The organism is Pseudomonas sp. T8 (assembly GCF_024610635.1).
GTDB classification, from domain to species: Bacteria; Pseudomonadota; Gammaproteobacteria; order Pseudomonadales; family Pseudomonadaceae; genus Aquipseudomonas; species Aquipseudomonas chlororaphis_I.
In genome coordinates this window covers 3,113,186-3,127,995 of sequence record NZ_CP102374.1, presented here as the reverse complement: position 1 = coordinate 3,127,995, position 14,810 = coordinate 3,113,186, and the positions used below count along the sequence as shown (strand labels likewise).

The 14,810-nt window shown below is 62.6% G+C and carries 10 protein-coding genes; 1 reads left to right on the top strand and 9 read right to left on the bottom strand.

The window, feature by feature from the left end:
* Positions 1-106: 106 nt before the first annotated feature.
* The 9 genes from NRG23_RS14035 to yaaA form a co-directional block, all read right to left on the bottom strand.
* The gene (locus NRG23_RS14035) at positions 107-1,231 is read right to left on the bottom strand and encodes a mannuronate-specific alginate lyase (protein WP_257374835.1); all 1,125 of its coding nucleotides are present in this window, start codon (positions 1,229-1,231) and stop codon (positions 107-109) included.
* A gap of 7 nt (positions 1,232-1,238) precedes the next feature.
* Positions 1,239-2,687, bottom strand: coding sequence for an alginate O-acetyltransferase (locus NRG23_RS14030; protein WP_257374833.1), 1,449 nt, complete (start codon positions 2,685-2,687; stop codon positions 1,239-1,241).
* A gap of 11 nt (positions 2,688-2,698) precedes the next feature.
* Positions 2,699-4,303 carry a mannuronan 5-epimerase AlgG gene (gene algG / locus NRG23_RS14025; protein WP_257374831.1) on the bottom strand — a complete coding sequence of 535 codons (1,605 nt, stop codon included), beginning with the start codon at positions 4,301-4,303 and terminating at the stop codon, positions 2,699-2,701.
* A 26-nt stretch (positions 4,304-4,329) separates the two neighbouring features.
* Positions 4,330-5,982 (bottom strand): alginate export family protein, encoded by a 1,653-nt coding sequence (locus NRG23_RS14020; protein ID WP_257374830.1) that lies wholly within the window; start codon positions 5,980-5,982, stop codon positions 4,330-4,332.
* On the bottom strand, positions 5,979-7,490 hold the full coding sequence (algK, locus tag NRG23_RS14015) for an alginate biosynthesis TPR repeat lipoprotein AlgK (RefSeq protein WP_039967705.1): 1,512 nt from the start codon (positions 7,488-7,490) through the stop codon (positions 5,979-5,981). The genes NRG23_RS14020 and algK overlap by 4 nt, the downstream gene beginning before the upstream one ends.
* Positions 7,491-7,499: 9 nt before the next feature.
* A complete protein-coding gene (locus NRG23_RS14010) occupies positions 7,500-8,669 on the bottom strand; it encodes an alginate biosynthesis protein Alg44 (RefSeq protein WP_009047092.1) in 1,170 nt (389 codons plus the stop codon).
* A 35-nt stretch (positions 8,670-8,704) separates the two neighbouring features.
* Positions 8,705-10,186, bottom strand: a complete 1,482-nt coding sequence (gene alg8, locus NRG23_RS14005) for a mannuronan synthase (protein WP_009042274.1) — start codon at positions 10,184-10,186, stop codon at positions 8,705-8,707.
* Positions 10,187-10,393: 207 nt separating this feature from the next.
* Complete coding sequence (locus tag NRG23_RS14000; RefSeq protein ID WP_009047093.1) at positions 10,394-11,710, bottom strand: nucleotide sugar dehydrogenase; 1,317 nt, start codon at positions 11,708-11,710, stop codon at positions 10,394-10,396.
* Between the two features lie 813 nt (positions 11,711-12,523).
* Positions 12,524-13,303 carry a peroxide stress protein YaaA gene (gene yaaA, locus NRG23_RS13995; RefSeq protein ID WP_009047094.1) on the bottom strand — a complete coding sequence of 260 codons (780 nt, stop codon included), beginning with the start codon at positions 13,301-13,303 and terminating at the stop codon, positions 12,524-12,526.
* 283 nt (positions 13,304-13,586) lie between these two features.
* Here yaaA and NRG23_RS13990 point away from each other — a divergent pair, with 283 nt between their 5' ends.
* Positions 13,587-14,711: a polysaccharide deacetylase family protein gene (locus tag NRG23_RS13990; RefSeq protein WP_016702710.1), complete on the top strand. Its 1,125-nt coding sequence runs from the start codon at positions 13,587-13,589 to the stop codon at positions 14,709-14,711.
* Positions 14,712-14,810: the final 99 nt, after the last annotated feature.

Sequence of the window (14,810 nt, the reverse complement as noted above, 5' to 3'; positions counted from 1 at the left end):
GAGCGAGCTTGCTCGCGAAAAAACTCAACGATGACGCGGTGTCGGTTGAATCGCCGCTTTGCGGCTATCGCGAGCAAGCTCGCTCCTACAGGGTTTTGCGTGTTTCTTACGAACCCTTGTTGCCCTTCTCAAAAGAGGGGTCGTAGACCTTGGTCAGGTCGCCGCCCAGGCGGAAGGTCTTGAACGGTTGCATCTTGTGCTTGCGTTCGAGCACATCCGGGGCGCAGGTGTAGAGACTGCAGAAGGGTTCGAGCCAGGCGAATTTCGAGTCGACCTTGAGGTCGGTCATGTCCTGTTCCTTGCCGTTCTTCTCTTCGAATTCGTCCGGATCCTTCACCCCGGCCAGCACCCGCTCGCCCAGGCGTTTCAGCGCGCCGTTGTTTTCCTGGCGCAGGTCGACACCGTTGACCTGGGCGAAGCTGGCGATCATCGCCAGCGGCGGCAGGGCGTAGTTGTGATAGGCCAGGGCGCGTTGCTGGCGCTTGAGTTCGTTGGGCAGGAAACCGTCGGCATCGACCTGGTTGGCGCCGACCTTGTATTCCTTCACGGCCCAGTCGAACAGGTCGCGGCGGTTGGTCGCCACGGCGGTGGCCATCACCGACCAGGCGGCCCAGTACGAGTGGTTGTTGGTCTTGTCCAGCGGCAGGTTGTCCCAGTCGCTGACCACCTGGTCGGCCATCTTGCTGAACCAGGCCTCGATCTGTTGCGCTTGCTGCTGGTGGGTAGCCAGCGGATGGGAGTCGGAGAACTTCAGGCGCAGGTAGGCCGAGGCCATGCTGCCCAGGGCCCATTTGCGCATGGACTTGCCGGTGTGGTTGAAGTCCTTGGACATCAACGCATCGGCCTGGGCCCAGGCGCTCAGCCAGCTGAGGGTGCAGTCCAGTTGTTCCGGACGACCGTCGCGCATGAACTGCATGACCCGCTTGCTGGTGCCGCGCTCGATCTTGGTGATGTCGGCGGTGCTGTCGCGAAAGGCCTTTTCCGATTGTTCGTTGAGGGTCGCGCGGGCCTTGTCCGAACCTTCGTACTTGCTGCGAAATTGCAGCGAGCCGGTGTAAGGCGCGGGCATGGTGTCGCAGCCTTCGCTGTGGTCGCCGCTCTTGAATTTATCCACCGGCGCGTAATACCCCTGGGGCGGACGCAGTGGGGCCGCGGCCTGGGTGGCGCCGGCGAACAGCGCCAGGCTCAACAGGCTCGGGGCCAAGAACTGTTTCAGCGTTTTGCTTTGCATAGGAGCCTCATTGCCCGATTTGCGCGGTGCGTTGACCGGCGTCCGGGAATACGTTGCGTTTGCAAATTTTCGCTTCGACTTTCTGCGCCGCGGCGCCCGCTTCCGGACCCTGGACTTCGACCGCCAGCAGGTTCTGCGAGGCCCAGTCTTCGTCGGTGCGCAGTTCAAAGGCGAAACGCCCGTCGGTGTCGGATGTTTCCGGTTTTTCGATCTTGATGTCCTCGTGGCGCCCGTTCATGTACCAGAGGGTGGCTTGCAGGGTTTTCACCGAGGTGTCGGCGAAGCGGATATCGACCTGGTGGCTGCTGTTGCGCAGGTCCATGTTCTTGCTGTTGACCATCAGCTCGTTCTTGCCGGGCTTGAGGGTGGCGCTGGCGCTCATTTGCGCCGGCTTGCCTTCGCAGCCGTTGTCGAGCAGGGCCATCATCTGCCGGTAGATGGTTTCCTGGTCCAGGCGGTACAGCGGCGAGAATTCCCAGATCAGGATCTTCGGTGGCTTGGTCTGGAATTCCTCGCTGCCCAGGTACTGCAGCATGGAGCCTTCGAAGCCACCGCCGGGGAAGGCGACGTTGAGAATGTCGGCGCCGATTTCTTCCTGCAGGAAGCCGGCGAAGTTGTAGTTCTTGCCGCTGTGGCTGGTGCCCACCAGGGTGATTTCCGGGTTGCCGGAATCGCCGAACAGGTCGCCGTCGCCGGCTTCGCCCTTGGGTTCGGTGGTGAACTGGTCCATGTACTGGATCGCGTAGCTGGTGCCACACAGCTGGCCGGCCATGTTGTGCAGGGTGCCGGTCTTGCCCATGCGCCCGGACTTGTGGGTCTCGAACTCACGCTTGGGAATGTCGGCGAAGGCGGGCAGTTGCTTGACCTTCTGCGCCACGATCTTCGCCGTGCGCTGGGCGCCGTACGGGGTCCAGTGCTGGTCGCCGCGGAAGTAGAAATCGTGGGCCGGCAGGGTCTCCGGCAGTTGCTCGTTGGTCAGCGGCGACAGGTCCGGCACCACGTAGCCCATCTGGGCGAAACGGCCGAGCATGCCCTGGTAGTTTTTCAGCGCCTTGTCGTAGTCGAAGCTGGCCTTCTCCTGCGGGTTGAGCTTGTTGCGGTTCACCAGGCCACGGGTCGGCTGGTAGACCAGCACCAGCTCCACGCCCTTGCTCTTGAAGGCGTCGTGCAGCTGTTGCAGGCGGCGATAACCTTCCGGCGTGGTGTTGAACTCGGTGCGCAGGTCTTCCTGGGTGCGGAACAGCCAGTCGCCCTGGGCTTGCACCAGGGTGGTGAAGTTCTGCTGGTAGCGGGTGGTGTAGTTTTTTGCGTCGTGGGCTGCCGGGCACAGGTTGCAGCACGGCTCGGCGGTGAACTTCGGTGTCTGGGTTTCGTCGGCGCGGGCGCTGTTGCCGGCGGCGAGAATGCCCGCGGTCAATGCCGAGAGGCTCAAGAGTTTGATCAGGTGTGGGCGCATGACAGTCATCCTCAATCGCGCATTTCGGTCTGGCGTTCGACAGGGTCGATCAGCACGGCTTTCTGCTGGCGCACCAGCAGGTCAAGAATTTCGTCCTGGCGCTCGCCGAGGATCCCCGAGAAGCTGATGCCGCTGCTCTTGGTCGGGGCGAGCATGGACACGCGGTACAGCTCGACGCTCAACGGCGAGTCGATGGACATCGGGCCGCTGCCGTTGGCCGCCAGCTCGCCACCGACCACGATCAGCGACACCTGGGCGTCGAACGGGTCGAGCTTGATGTCGCGGTCGGTGTCGGAGAGGTCCTTGATGTGGCCGTAGACGCCGGTCAGGCCGTTGGCCATGGCGACGTTTTCGTACAGGCGGATGTTCACGCTGTTGCGAATGCGGATGCCGTGGCGCCGGTTGCTGATCACCTTGTTGCCCCACAGCAGGTTGTCGGCACTCTCGTAGAGGGTGATGCCGTCGGTGTGGTTGCGGTAGATCTCGTTGTCGGCGATCAGGTTGTTCACGCTGTTACGGTCGATCACCAGGCCCGAGAGCTTGTTGTCGTAGCTGCGGTTGTTGAAGATGAAGCTGTCGTTCACTTCCCGGGAAATGATGATCCCGTGCTTCTTCTTGGTCCCGTAGACGGTGTTGTCGGCGATGATCAGCCGGTGCGAACGGTCGTGGGGGTCGATGCCGTAGACGATGTTGTCCTTGTAGGTATTGCCCTTGACCACGAAGTCGCGGGTCTCGTAGCAGTAGAAGCCGTACCACATGTCCGAGAACTCCGAGCCGATGATCCAGCCGGTGGGTTCGGGGCGCTTGAGCACCTTGGCCATGTTCGGCGTGTACTGGGAAATACTCACGCCGTAGGACTTACTGTTGGCGTAGCCGAAGCTGGCCATCTTGCTGTTGACGATGTAGGTCTCGGTACCGCCCCAGGCCAGCAGGAACGGACGGAATTCCTTGGGCGAGTTGAAGGTCGCCGGGCCGTTGTCCTTCTCGCGCCAGCCGGTGACCTTGGTATCGCGCACGAACAGCTGGCCGTCGTTGACCAGGAACGAGCCGCCTTCCTGGGACAGGCGCAGTTCCTGGGTCTGCTGGTCGATTTCCAGGATGCCCTTGCGCCCGACCACGATCGGCAGCCGCGCCAGGTACACGCCCGGCGAGGTTTCGCTGATGTACTGCTTGGGCAGCTTCTTCACCAGCTCCTTGAGGTTGACGTAACCGTCGTCGATGAAGATCGCCTGGGGGATGCCGTGCTGGCGCACCACCCATTCGGCCATCTTGTTGTCACCGCCGATAAAGTCCTTCAGCGCGTCTTCCTGCATCATGCGGCGCACGCTGATCTTGCCGGGCTTGCTGCGCACGATCTTCGCCGCTGCCGCTTCAGCGGTGTAGCCGGAGAGGTCGGGCAAGGTCGGCTTGGCCAGGTTCAGCGGCGCGGTGGGCGCGCTGCTGACGGTGTAGGTCTTGGCCTGTTGCAGCTCCTTGGCCACGGTCGGTTGCTTGCCGGGCGTGGCGGCCGGGGCCGGTTCGACGTTGGCGAAGGCGGCGCTGCTGGCCAGCAGCATGGCGCCGGCCAACAGGCTGATCGAGCCTCGCACCGCAGGGCTGTTCATCGGGCTGTTCATCTCAGGCACTCCCTTGGCGACTCGCATCAGAAGCGCCAGATCACGTCGACAAAGGCGCGGTGCATGTACGAGTCGACGTTCTTGCCATAGGCATCGCCCGGCTTGAACACGCCGCCACGAAAGCGCACCAGCGCCGAAGGCTCGTCGATCGACTGGCTGAGCGCGGCCGGCAGCAGGCCTTGCTTGAAGTACTTGGTGACCACCAGGTCCACTTCCTGGCCGAGGTCTTTCTCGCCATCGCGCAGCGGCAGGGACGAGCTGGAGAGCAGGGCGCCGGTGGCGTCGTCGTAGTTGTTTTCCACGGCGTTGATACCGTTGCTGCCCACCGGCTTGTTGCCGTCCACGCGCCAGAACTTGTGGTAGATCAGGCTGGCGTCATATTCGTCGGCGAGCATCCAGGAACCGAACAGGGTGGCGGTCTGCATGTTGTTCATTTCGCCGCGGAAGGCTTCGCCGAAACGGTGCACCCGCGAGCGGGTCCCGGTGTAGTTCGAGCGGTTGCTTTCCAGGCCGTTCTGTTCGTAGTCGCCGCTGGCACGGGCGTAGGCCGCGCCGACCTGCCATTTCGGGTCCAGGCGCAGGCGCACGCCGAGGTCGGTGGCCCAGCCGTCGAGGTTCTCGCCGCTCTTGGCCTGGGCCGGGCGGGTGCCGTCGGCGTTCAGCGCGTTGACCTTGTCGCGGTCACCGCTCATGCCGGTGATGCTCGCCCAGTAGTTGACGGTGTTGGTGTTGCGCCAGTTGTAGGCGTCGCTGTTGGCTTCCAGGCCGAGCCAGGTCAGGTCGCCGTTCTGGCGCTTGTCCAGGGAGTCGGTGGCTTCGCCCGGTACCGGGTAGTCGAGCTTGCCGTCGTCGTGGCTGTGATGGGCGCGGACGCCGGCCCAATGCCCCGGGGTCCACTGGTAGGCCACATCGCCATAGACGTGCAGGCGATCCTTGTCTTCCGGCGCCAGCTCCTTGAGGTCGGTACGGTACTCGCTGAAACGTTCGGCGATGCCGACGTTGGCGCGCAGCAGGGTGGTGTCGAAGGTCCAGTTCAGGGCTTCGATGTTGGTGTCGCGCCATTGGCCGTCGTCGTTGCGCAGGCGCTGGCGACCGAACTTCAACTGCTCGCCCGGGTAGGGGGTGAGGCCGCTGTAGCCGATCCAGAACTCGCGCATCGCCAGGTAGTTCTTCTTGCTCTTGCGGTCGCTGTTGTTGCTGCTTTCGGTGCTGGCGCCGTCGGACTGCTGCAGGGTGTCGGTCTCGATGATGTCGGTGGAGGTCACCGCCTGGCCCATGGCGTAGGCGCTCCAGTTGCCACTTTCGCCGTACACCCAGGGGCGCAGGTCGAGGCCGACGCCGTTGACGTCGCCGCCGCCCAGGGTGCCGAGGTCACGGTCGTCTTCGGACTGGCCGGTGATCTTCACTTCCAGGCCGAAGTTCTTGCTCTCGGTGATGGCCGCGAGCGTCGGGTTGGACCAGACCAGGGCAAAACCCAGGGCCACACCCAGCTTCGACAGGCTGAACAGTTTTCCCGTAGCCGCTGCCGCAGGCTGCGATTGGCTGCGCAGCGGCCGCAAAACCTGCGCACGCGGTGCCACTGACAGATCTCGGTCGCCTGGTTGGCGAGCGCTGCGCGCTCGATCGCAGCCTGCGGCAGCGGCTACAGGATTGGCGTGGCTGGATGGAGTGAACTTCATAGGGATTCCTCACCGTCTTCTTCCTGCAGCGCGTGCAGTTCCAACGTGTTCTGGCTCAAGGCGCCACGTACGGCCTGCTCCTGTTGCAGCAGGCGTTGGGCCTCGGCGCGTTGGCCTGGCGGCAGTTGGGCTTCGAGTTGTTGCGCAAGCTCGTTGGCTTGCGGGGTGTCCTGGGTCTTGGCCAGCTGGCTGAAGACATAGGCATTGAGCGGGTCGGGCTTGGTGCCCTTGCCCTGGGAGAACAGCTGGGCAATGGCGAAATCGGCGCTGTTCTGGCCGTTGCGCGCGGCGGTCAGCAGGTGGTCCAGGGCCTTTTGCGGATAGACCTGGCCCAGGTAGCCACGGCGGTAGATCTGGCCGAGGTAGTAGTCGGCGGCGACTTCCTTGCCCTGGGCCTTCTTGAAGTGTTCTTCGGCGACCTTGGCGTCGGCCGGGACCATCTTGCCTTCGTAGTAGAGCTTGCCCAGCAGCAGTTCGGCGCGGGGCTGGTCGGCGGCGCGACCGTTGTCCAGGTACTGCATCATCTTGTCGACGTCGCCCAGTTCGGGGAAGTCGTAGAGCAGTTGCGCCAGGGTGACCCAGGAGGCCGGGTAGCCGGGAGCGATCGGCTCCAGCAGCGCCTGCGCGGTTTTCTCGTCGGTCTTGCCCAGGCTGGCGTCGCCCAGCACCCGGGCCACGCTGTCCACTCGTTGCGCGCTGATGGCGCCGCGGGCGTGCCCGGCCTGCAGCTGTTTCAGCAGCTCGGCCTGTTGTTCCGGCTGGCCGCGTTTCTGGTAGACGGTGGCCAGCTCGACGTAGCAGATATCGGTGACGTTCAGCGCCGCCTTGCAGATGGTTTCCACCTCGGCCAGGTGCTGGTCGTAGGTGCCCTGGGTGCGGTACAGCAGCACCTGGGCCAGGCCGGCTTCCGGGTAGCCGGCGCTGCGCCATTGGCTGATCTGCTGTTGGGCGTTGACCTTGGGGAAGCTCTGCGGATATTGCAGGTAGAGCATCGCCAGCGGGATCAGGGTGTTGCCTTCACCGTTGGCGAAGGCCTTTTTCAACAGGCCTTCGGCTTCGTGATGCTCGGCCTCGGTGGAGCCGGGCTTGGCCACCAGCAGGCGGCCCAGGCGTGCCTGGGCCCGCGGCGAGGTGTCGGCCGCGGCGCGGTAGGTCGCCTCGGCTTGCTTGATCTTCGCCGGGTCGCGGGTTTCCATCTGGATGTCGGCCAGGCCGACCTGGGCGTCGCTGTAGCCCAGGTCCGCCAGTTGCCGGTAGTTCTGCTCCGCGAGCACGGTGTCGCCGCGCTTCAGGGCTTCGTTGGCCAGGCGCTGGTCGGGCAGGCCGGCGCAACCGGCCAGGCTCACGGCCAGGGCCAGCGAGCACAGGGCCAGCGCGCGACGACCCTGGGATTTATCGCGAGCAAGCTCGCTCCTACAGGTGGCTGCAGCGCTCGTGTAGGAGCGAGCTTGCTCGCGAAGGATCTCGCAGCCGGCACCGATTCGAATGGAAAGGCTAGTCACAGGCATGTCCTCCGCTTAGAGACCGGCAGCCATGGCTTTGTCGATCAGCCAGTTCACGGATGGGCCGCGGTCGCTGCTGACTTCCACCGGACGGCCGGCGAAGGCGCTGCTCAGCGGGGCATCGGGCTTGATCTGCACGCGAATGTCCGAGGACAGGTCGCTGCTGTTGAGGCTGGTGCTGCTGACGATGGTGCCGGTGCGCACGTCGTCTTCGCCGGCGATCTGGAAGCTGACCTTGGTCCCCGGACGCACGTCGGCGAACTGGCGGTAGGAGAAGCGCGCCTCGATGTTGGCCTGGCTGCCCCGCGGGACCAGCTGGAAGATCACGTCGCCCTTGCTGGCGTACTGGCCGTCGGCAACCATCTGCTGGGCCACGGTGCAGTCGCAGGGCGAGGTCAGGGTGCCGGTCATCTGCTTGCCGAACAGTTCCTCGACCTTGGCCGGTTGCAGCTGGTCTTCGTTCAGGTGGCCCTTGAGCACGTCGAGCATGCTGGTGCTGAAGGTCGCCAGCGGGGCGCCCTTGGCCGCCACGCCGTCGGCCTGGATCAGGCTCTGCACGGTGCCGTCACGCGGCATGGTGACGTTCATCCCCGGCGCGCTGACCAGGCCGGCCTGGGCATGGCTGACGAAGTACATGCCGTACACCGACTTGAGGATGAAGCCGAAGGCCGCCAGGCCAACGACGAAGATCCCGGCGCTGAAGGTCACCGCGCGCAGGCGGCCCAGGGCGCTCATGCCGTGGCCGGCGTCCTTGGTCTTGCGCGCCTTGGTGAAGTTGTCGCGCTGCAGGGTGGCGAGCACGTCGCCCATGGTCACGATGTCGCCGGCCAGGTGCGAGGTGATCAGCTGGCGCAGGGTCGAGATGTCCTGGGGCTCGAGGTTCTGGAACTGGCAACCGACACGACCGCTCTGGCGATCCACGGAGCGCACCTGCAACTCCACGTCCATGGCCAGGCCGAGGTTGTCGATGACGAACTGCAGGCGACCCTTGTGCACGTCGCCGACCTTGATCGGCAACTGCCCGCAGTTGAAGCTCAGGCCGCCGGCGGAGAGGTCGATGACCCGCGCTTCGACCGGGGTCCGGTCGGGGCCGAAGAAGCGCAGCTTGGCCGGGATTTTGACCCGGGCGTGTTGGCGTTGGGCTTCGGATTCATGCACTACGTTGACGTTCACGGCGGTGTTCATAAGGGCGATTTCCTAGTTAATTCAGGCAAGGCGGGTCAGACCATCAGCAGCAGCGCGGCGACGAAAATGCTGCCGGCGGAGAAGGTCATGGTCCGAGACGACCAGGTGTTGAACCAACGTTGAAAGCTGGCGAGGTCACGGGACAGAGCAGTCGGTTGGCGGGTCCAGGACTGTTGGTCGAGGCGGAAGAACACGTAGATCTTCACCAGGGCCCCGACGATCTGGTTGTAATAGAGGATCAACGGGTAGGCCGGGCCGATCCGGTGCCCCGAACAGGACAGCAGCAGGGTCAGCAGCAGGCGGGTGATACCGATCCACAGCAGGTACACCAGGATGAAGGCGGTGCCGTACTTGAAGCTGGCGATCAGGGCCACGGTCAGGCCCAGCAAGGAGGTCCACATCGACACGCGCTGGTCGAACAGCACCACGCTGGTGAACAGCCCCAGGCGCTTGAGGCCCAGGCCCAGGGCCCGGGAGTTCTGCCGCAGGTTGTTGCCGTACCAGCGGAACATCAGCTTGCGGCTGGCCTTGATGAAACTCTTCTCCGGCGGGTGCTCCACGGTGTTGATCGCCGCATCGGGCACGTAGAAGGTGTCGTAGCCCAGGCGCATCAGGCTGAACCAGCTGGACTTGTCGTCGCCGGTGAGGAACTTGAAGCGGCCCAGGCGCCAGTGTTGCAGCGAGTCGCTTTCCACGTCGGCGATGAAGTCCGGGTTGGTGACCACGCTGGCGCGGAACACCGACATGCGTCCGGTCATGGTCAGCACGCGCTTGGACAGGGCCATGGAGCACATGTTGATGTGACGCTGGGCGAAGCGCAGCTTGTGCCACTCGCTCATGATGTAGCCGCCGCGCACTTCGCAGAACTCGTTGGTGGTCAGGCCGCCGACGTTGCCGAACAGCTGGAACCAGGGCACGGTCTTGCGCACCACGCCTTCGCCGAGCACGGTGTCGCCGTCGATCACCGCGACCACGGCACGGTCGTCCGGCAGGTGGCGGGAGATGGCGCGGAAACCGAAGGCCAGGCCGTCGCGCTTGCCGGTGCCGGGGATGCGCACGAAGTCGAGCTTGACGTGGGCCGGCGGGTTCATGCGGGCCCAGAGGCTTTTCACCAGCAGCTCGTCGGACATTTCCACGATCGAGCAGACCACGGTGGTGGGGAAGCCGCAGTCGATGGCTTCACGGATCACCGAGCCATAGACCTGGGCGGTGGTCAGGGCGTCGATCCGGAAACTGGTGACCATCAGGTACACGTGGGACGGATCGGCGGCCTTGCCCAGCTTGCGGACCTTGCGGCGCAGGTGCGGGTAGACCACGTAGAGAAACAGCATGCCGCGCACGAAATGCGTGGCACCCATCGAGTAGCGCCAGATACCCACGGCGCCAATCAGGAAGATGAAGTCCTTCGATTCGGAGTCGAATGTGGACGCGGGCAACGCCAGGGCGAGACCCATCAGTAAACTCAAGAAAAACAGCCAACCTGCGGCCTGGAGTAGGCCGTGCTTTAGCCTGTGCATAATCTGCATCCGTCTCGATCTCGGGCGAGCCTGTGGGGTGGCCCGATGGGGTTAAGGCAGGCAAAAAAGCCAAAGGGACACATTCCTGTAGCCGTTGCCGGAGGCTGCGATAACCTCCGGCAGTTGCAGGTGCGTCGCGACCCCTTCGGGCTCGATCGCACCTGCGACAGCGGCTACAGGAACGGGGAACTGCCCCCGATACCGCTGTTACCAGCAGATACCTTCGGTCCGGCCATTCGCGCTGGTGGCCTTGGACATGAACCCGACCAGGTCGATGACCTGCTTGCCGTGCGGCACGTCTTCGGCCAGGGCGCGGAACTTCTCGTCGCGGTTGCCGAGGATGATCACGTCGGAGTTGTCGATCACCGAATCGAAGTCCGCGTTGAGCAGGGACGAGACGTGGGGGATCTTGGACTCGATGTAGTCCTTGTTGGCACCGTGGACACGGGCGTACTCGACGTTGCTGTCGTAGATGCTCAGGTCGAAACCCTTGCCGATCAGCATTTCCGCCAGTTCCACCAGCGGGCTTTCGCGCAGGTCGTCGGTACCGGCCTTGAAGCTCAGGCCGAGCAGGGCGACTTTGCGTTTTTCGTGGCTGGAGACGATGTCGAAGGCGTTCTGCACCTGGGACTCGTTACTGCGCATCAGCGAGTTGAGCAGCGGTGCTTCGATGTCCAGGGAGCCGGCGCGGAAGGTCAGGGCGCGCACGTCCTTGGGCAGGCAGGAACCGCCGAAGGCGAAGCCTGGGCGCATGTAGTACTGGGACAGGTTGAGGGTCTTGTCCTGGCAGACCACGTCCATCACTTCACGACCGTCGACGCCGACGGCCTTGGCGATGTTGCCGATCTCGTTGGCGAAGGTCACCTTGGTGGCGTGCCACACGTTGCAGGTGTACTTGATCATCTCGGCGACGGCGATGTCCTTGCGGATGATCGGTGCGTCGAGTTCTTCGTACAGCGATTGCAGGACGTCGCCCGAAGCCTTGTCGAACTCGCCGATCACGGTCATCGGTGGGAAGTCGTAGTCCTTGATCGCGGTGCTTTCACGCAGGAACTCAGGGTTGACCGCGACGCCGAAGTCGACGCCGGCTTTCTTGCCGGAGCAGTCTTCGAGAATCGGGATCACCACGTTGGCCACGGTGCCCGGCAGTACGGTACTGCGCACCACGATGGTGTGGCGGGAGGTCTTGTCACGCAGGACAAAACCGATCTCGCGGCATACCGCCTCGATGTAGTTGAGTTCCAGGTCGCCGTTCTTCTTGCTTGGCGTGCCGACACAGATCATCGACAAGTCGGTGTCGCGAATCGCCTCGGCGAAGTTGGTGGTTCCGCGCAGACGACCGGTTTGAATACCTTGCGCCAGAAGTTCACCCAGACCCGGTTCAACGATCGGCGAACGGCCTGCGTTGATCATATCGATCTTGTCCTTGGCAACATCGACGCCAACGACCTCATGGCCCCGTGCAGACAGGCAACCGGCACATACTGCACCGACGTAACCCAAACCAAATATGCTGATGCGCATCGCATTTACCTCTGTGTTATTCACGCCATTAGATGGCCGGAGTTAATGTTTGCCAGCTTTAATTGCGCACTCGGAAGTTCAACGAACAAGCGTTGATATATCCAGTGCAGGCAGACTAAGTTCCGAGTGTCTAAATAAGTGCACTCAAGTTGTGCGCAACTTGGCCTTGTTGTAGGGGCTGCCCTTAAATGTCGCCGTCCTTCCTGCTGGAAGGCAGCTCCGAGGTTGGCGATAATCCTGATTTATAGGCGCAGGCCCATGATAATCAGGTAGTTACACGCTCCCGGAAGCGTTTTAAGGCGGGCTATGCCATGGCCTTGTAGGGGATAGTAATGGTGCATTATCTCCTGTGTATTGACCCTGAGTTCGAGTCCTAGAGCAGTAGGTCAGGACAATATGACAACTTCGCTACTGTCGTTGGATCCCATGTAAGTCATCTCCTACAAACTCGTCGAGAATCGTTACCGGTGGTATGAGCGGTGGTTCAGGACATAGTTCCAGACCGCTGATCCTGTTTTCTGAAATTTCTTGAAATATTGCAAAAGATGGCACTGCTTTCATATTGATAGCACTTACCATTTCAGCCTTTAGTTATGGGGAGTTAAAGCGCGGGGATATTTTTATGCCACTACCGATAAAAAAATTGCGTGCCACTACTGAAAAAAATGACCTCTGTCGAGTGAAACAAAAGTTATAAATTCAGAAGAAAATATTTTGGCGCCAATTGTTTGGCGTTTTGGCGGGGGTCAAAGAGGAAAGTGACCGCTTGTCGACGCACTCGTTTGCGCGAAACCAGTGCGTCGACCGGGTGCGTTATTCCGGTGCGTGATCGCGCAGGAAAACCAGATTGTCGGGTTTCGACTGTTCGGCGCTGTAGCGATAACCCTGGACATCGAATTGCTTGAGTGCCGCCGGGTCGTTGATGCGTTCTTCTATGACGAAGCGGCTCATCATGCCCCGGGCTTTCTTGGCGTAGAAGCTGATGATCTTGTACTGGCCGTTCTTCAGGTCCTTGAACTCGGTATTGATGATCCGGGCGTTCAGGGCCGTGCGCTTGACCGCCGAGAAGTATTCGTTGGACGCCAGGTTGAGCAGCAGGTCGTCGCCCTGTTCGGCCAGGGCCTCATTGAGCCATTCGCTGATGCGCGTGCCCCAGAAGGCGTACAGGTCCTTGCCGCGGGCGTTGGCCAGCTTGGTGCCCATTTCCAGGCGATAAGGCTGCATCAGGTCCAGCGGGCGCAGCAGGCCGTACAGGCCGGAGAGCATGCGCAGATGCTGCTGGGCGTAGTCGAAATCGGCTTCGCTCAGGGTTTCGGCGTTCAGGCCGGTGTACACGTCGCCCTTGAACGCCAGCAGCGCCTGCTTGGCGTTGGCCGGGGTGAAGGCCGGGGTCCAGCTACCGAAACGCGCGGCGTTGAGGCCGCCGATCTTGTCGGAGACGTGCATCAGTTCGCTGATTTGCGCCGGGCTCAGTTCGCGCAATTGCAGGATCAGTTCCTGGGAGTGATCGAGGTATTGCGGCTGGGTGAAGCGTTGAGTGACGGGCGGGGTCTCGAAATCGAGGGTCTTGGCGGGTGAAATCACCATCAGCATGAAGTCGTCTCCTGTAAGCGTCGGGGGATTCTAGGGGCTTGGGCGATTTGACTCCACCTATGAAGGCAATAGGGGAGGCCGTCGTCCGTTGTCTGCTGCTTTCTGTAGGAGCGAGCTTGCTCGCGATGAACCGGAGAGCAGCGCAAGGTATCAGGCGATATGCGTCATCGTTGACGAGCATCGCGAGCAAGCTCGCTCCTACAGAGGGGATGGGGATTCGAATAGGGTCGGGGTTGTGGCATCGGCTATAGTGCCGCGCGGGTTTTGTTATGGAGACATCCCTTTGCGCAGCGCGTTTTTTCTTTCGATCTGGCTGTTGAGCTTCGGCGCCCTGGCGGCCCCGAGCGAGGTGGCGACCCTGGATCGCAGCACCTGGCCGGAACAGCTCAGCAACCCGACCCTGTTCGACGTGGCGTCGCGGGCGGAGATCCTCACCTTTGCCCGCGCCCTGCTGGTCAGCGAGGCCTGGGATGAAGGCTCGTTGAAGCAGCGCCTGGGCCTGCGGATCATCAACATGGCGTCGATCGATGCCGTTCGCCAGCGGCTCTGGCAGCAATTGCTGGCCAACTACAACTTCGCCCAGCAGAGCTGCGACCAGGACGCCTCCTTCTGTTTCCTGGTGGAAGACCTGGACACCCTGCGCGAGCAGGCCGGCAAGTTCCAGTTGGGCGATGACTCTTATTACGCTCGCTGGGCCGAGCCGAGCCGGGCCTTCCATGAGCAGTACCTGGACGAATTGCTGCGCAAGGCCGCGCTGTTTCCCCAGACCGCCAGCGAGATTGAGCGTTTTGGCGACTACGAGCGCAACGGCGACGAGCTCAATGACCGACTGTTTTTGCTGACCTTCGACAGCGCCGCCAATCTCGCCCCGGACAACACCCCCTGGCTGGCTGAATACCTGCGCAAGTCGAACATGAACGGCACCTTCTTCGTACTCGGCAGCGAGCTGCAGAGCCGCCTGGAACAACGTTCGGTGGCCAGCCTGCAGGCCCTGTATTCGCAGCAGTGCGTGGGCGTCCAGGGCTGGGAGTATCGTTCCCACAGCCATTGGCAGGACTGGCAGGACTCGATCGAGCGCAGCGTCGAGCTGGTCAAGGGCAAGCTGCCGGAAAACTATGTGCCGCTGTTCCGCCCGCCCTACGGTCAGCGCCGGGCCGACGCGCAGGCCTTCTTTAATGCCCAGGGTTTGCAGGTGGCGCTGTGGGACATCGATCCGCAGGACGGCGCCGGCAAGCTCAAGGGCGAACAGAGCGGCCAGCGGGTGTTGACCCTGATGCTGTTGTGGCGGCACGGGGTGATTAATTTCAATGCCCGGCAGGACGCGGTGAAGACGGCGTTGCCCTGGCTGCTGACACAGACGGCGCAGAGCGGAATCGGTTGGGAGGATTGTCAGGACGCGTTTCGCTAGAAACGACGAAAGGTCCGTATTTGCGGGGCGAAGGGGGAAGGTTGCCGATTTTGGCGAGGATTTCGATACAAGCGGACTTCCGACTTTAACGGTGCTTGG

Excerpts from the sequence above, each read along its gene's own strand:
- yaaA (WP_009047094.1), bottom strand. The coding sequence starts at position 13,303 with ATGCTGATGGTGATTTCACCCGCCAAGACCCTCGATTTCGAGACCCCG.
- NRG23_RS14020 (WP_257374830.1), bottom strand. The coding sequence starts at position 5,982 with ATGAAGTTCACTCCATCCAGCCACGCCAATCCTGTAGCCGCTGCCGCA.
- NRG23_RS14000 (WP_009047093.1), bottom strand. The coding sequence starts at position 11,710 with ATGCGCATCAGCATATTTGGTTTGGGTTACGTCGGTGCAGTATGTGCC.
- algK (WP_039967705.1), bottom strand. The coding sequence starts at position 7,490 with ATGCCTGTGACTAGCCTTTCCATTCGAATCGGTGCCGGCTGCGAGATC.
- algG (WP_257374831.1), bottom strand. The coding sequence starts at position 4,303 with ATGAACAGCCCGATGAACAGCCCTGCGGTGCGAGGCTCGATCAGCCTG.
- NRG23_RS14035 (WP_257374835.1), bottom strand. The coding sequence starts at position 1,231 with ATGCAAAGCAAAACGCTGAAACAGTTCTTGGCCCCGAGCCTGTTGAGC.
- NRG23_RS14030 (WP_257374833.1), bottom strand. The coding sequence starts at position 2,687 with ATGCGCCCACACCTGATCAAACTCTTGAGCCTCTCGGCATTGACCGCG.
- NRG23_RS14010 (WP_009047092.1), bottom strand. The coding sequence starts at position 8,669 with ATGAACACCGCCGTGAACGTCAACGTAGTGCATGAATCCGAAGCCCAA.
- alg8 (WP_009042274.1), bottom strand. The coding sequence starts at position 10,186 with ATGCACAGGCTAAAGCACGGCCTACTCCAGGCCGCAGGTTGGCTGTTT.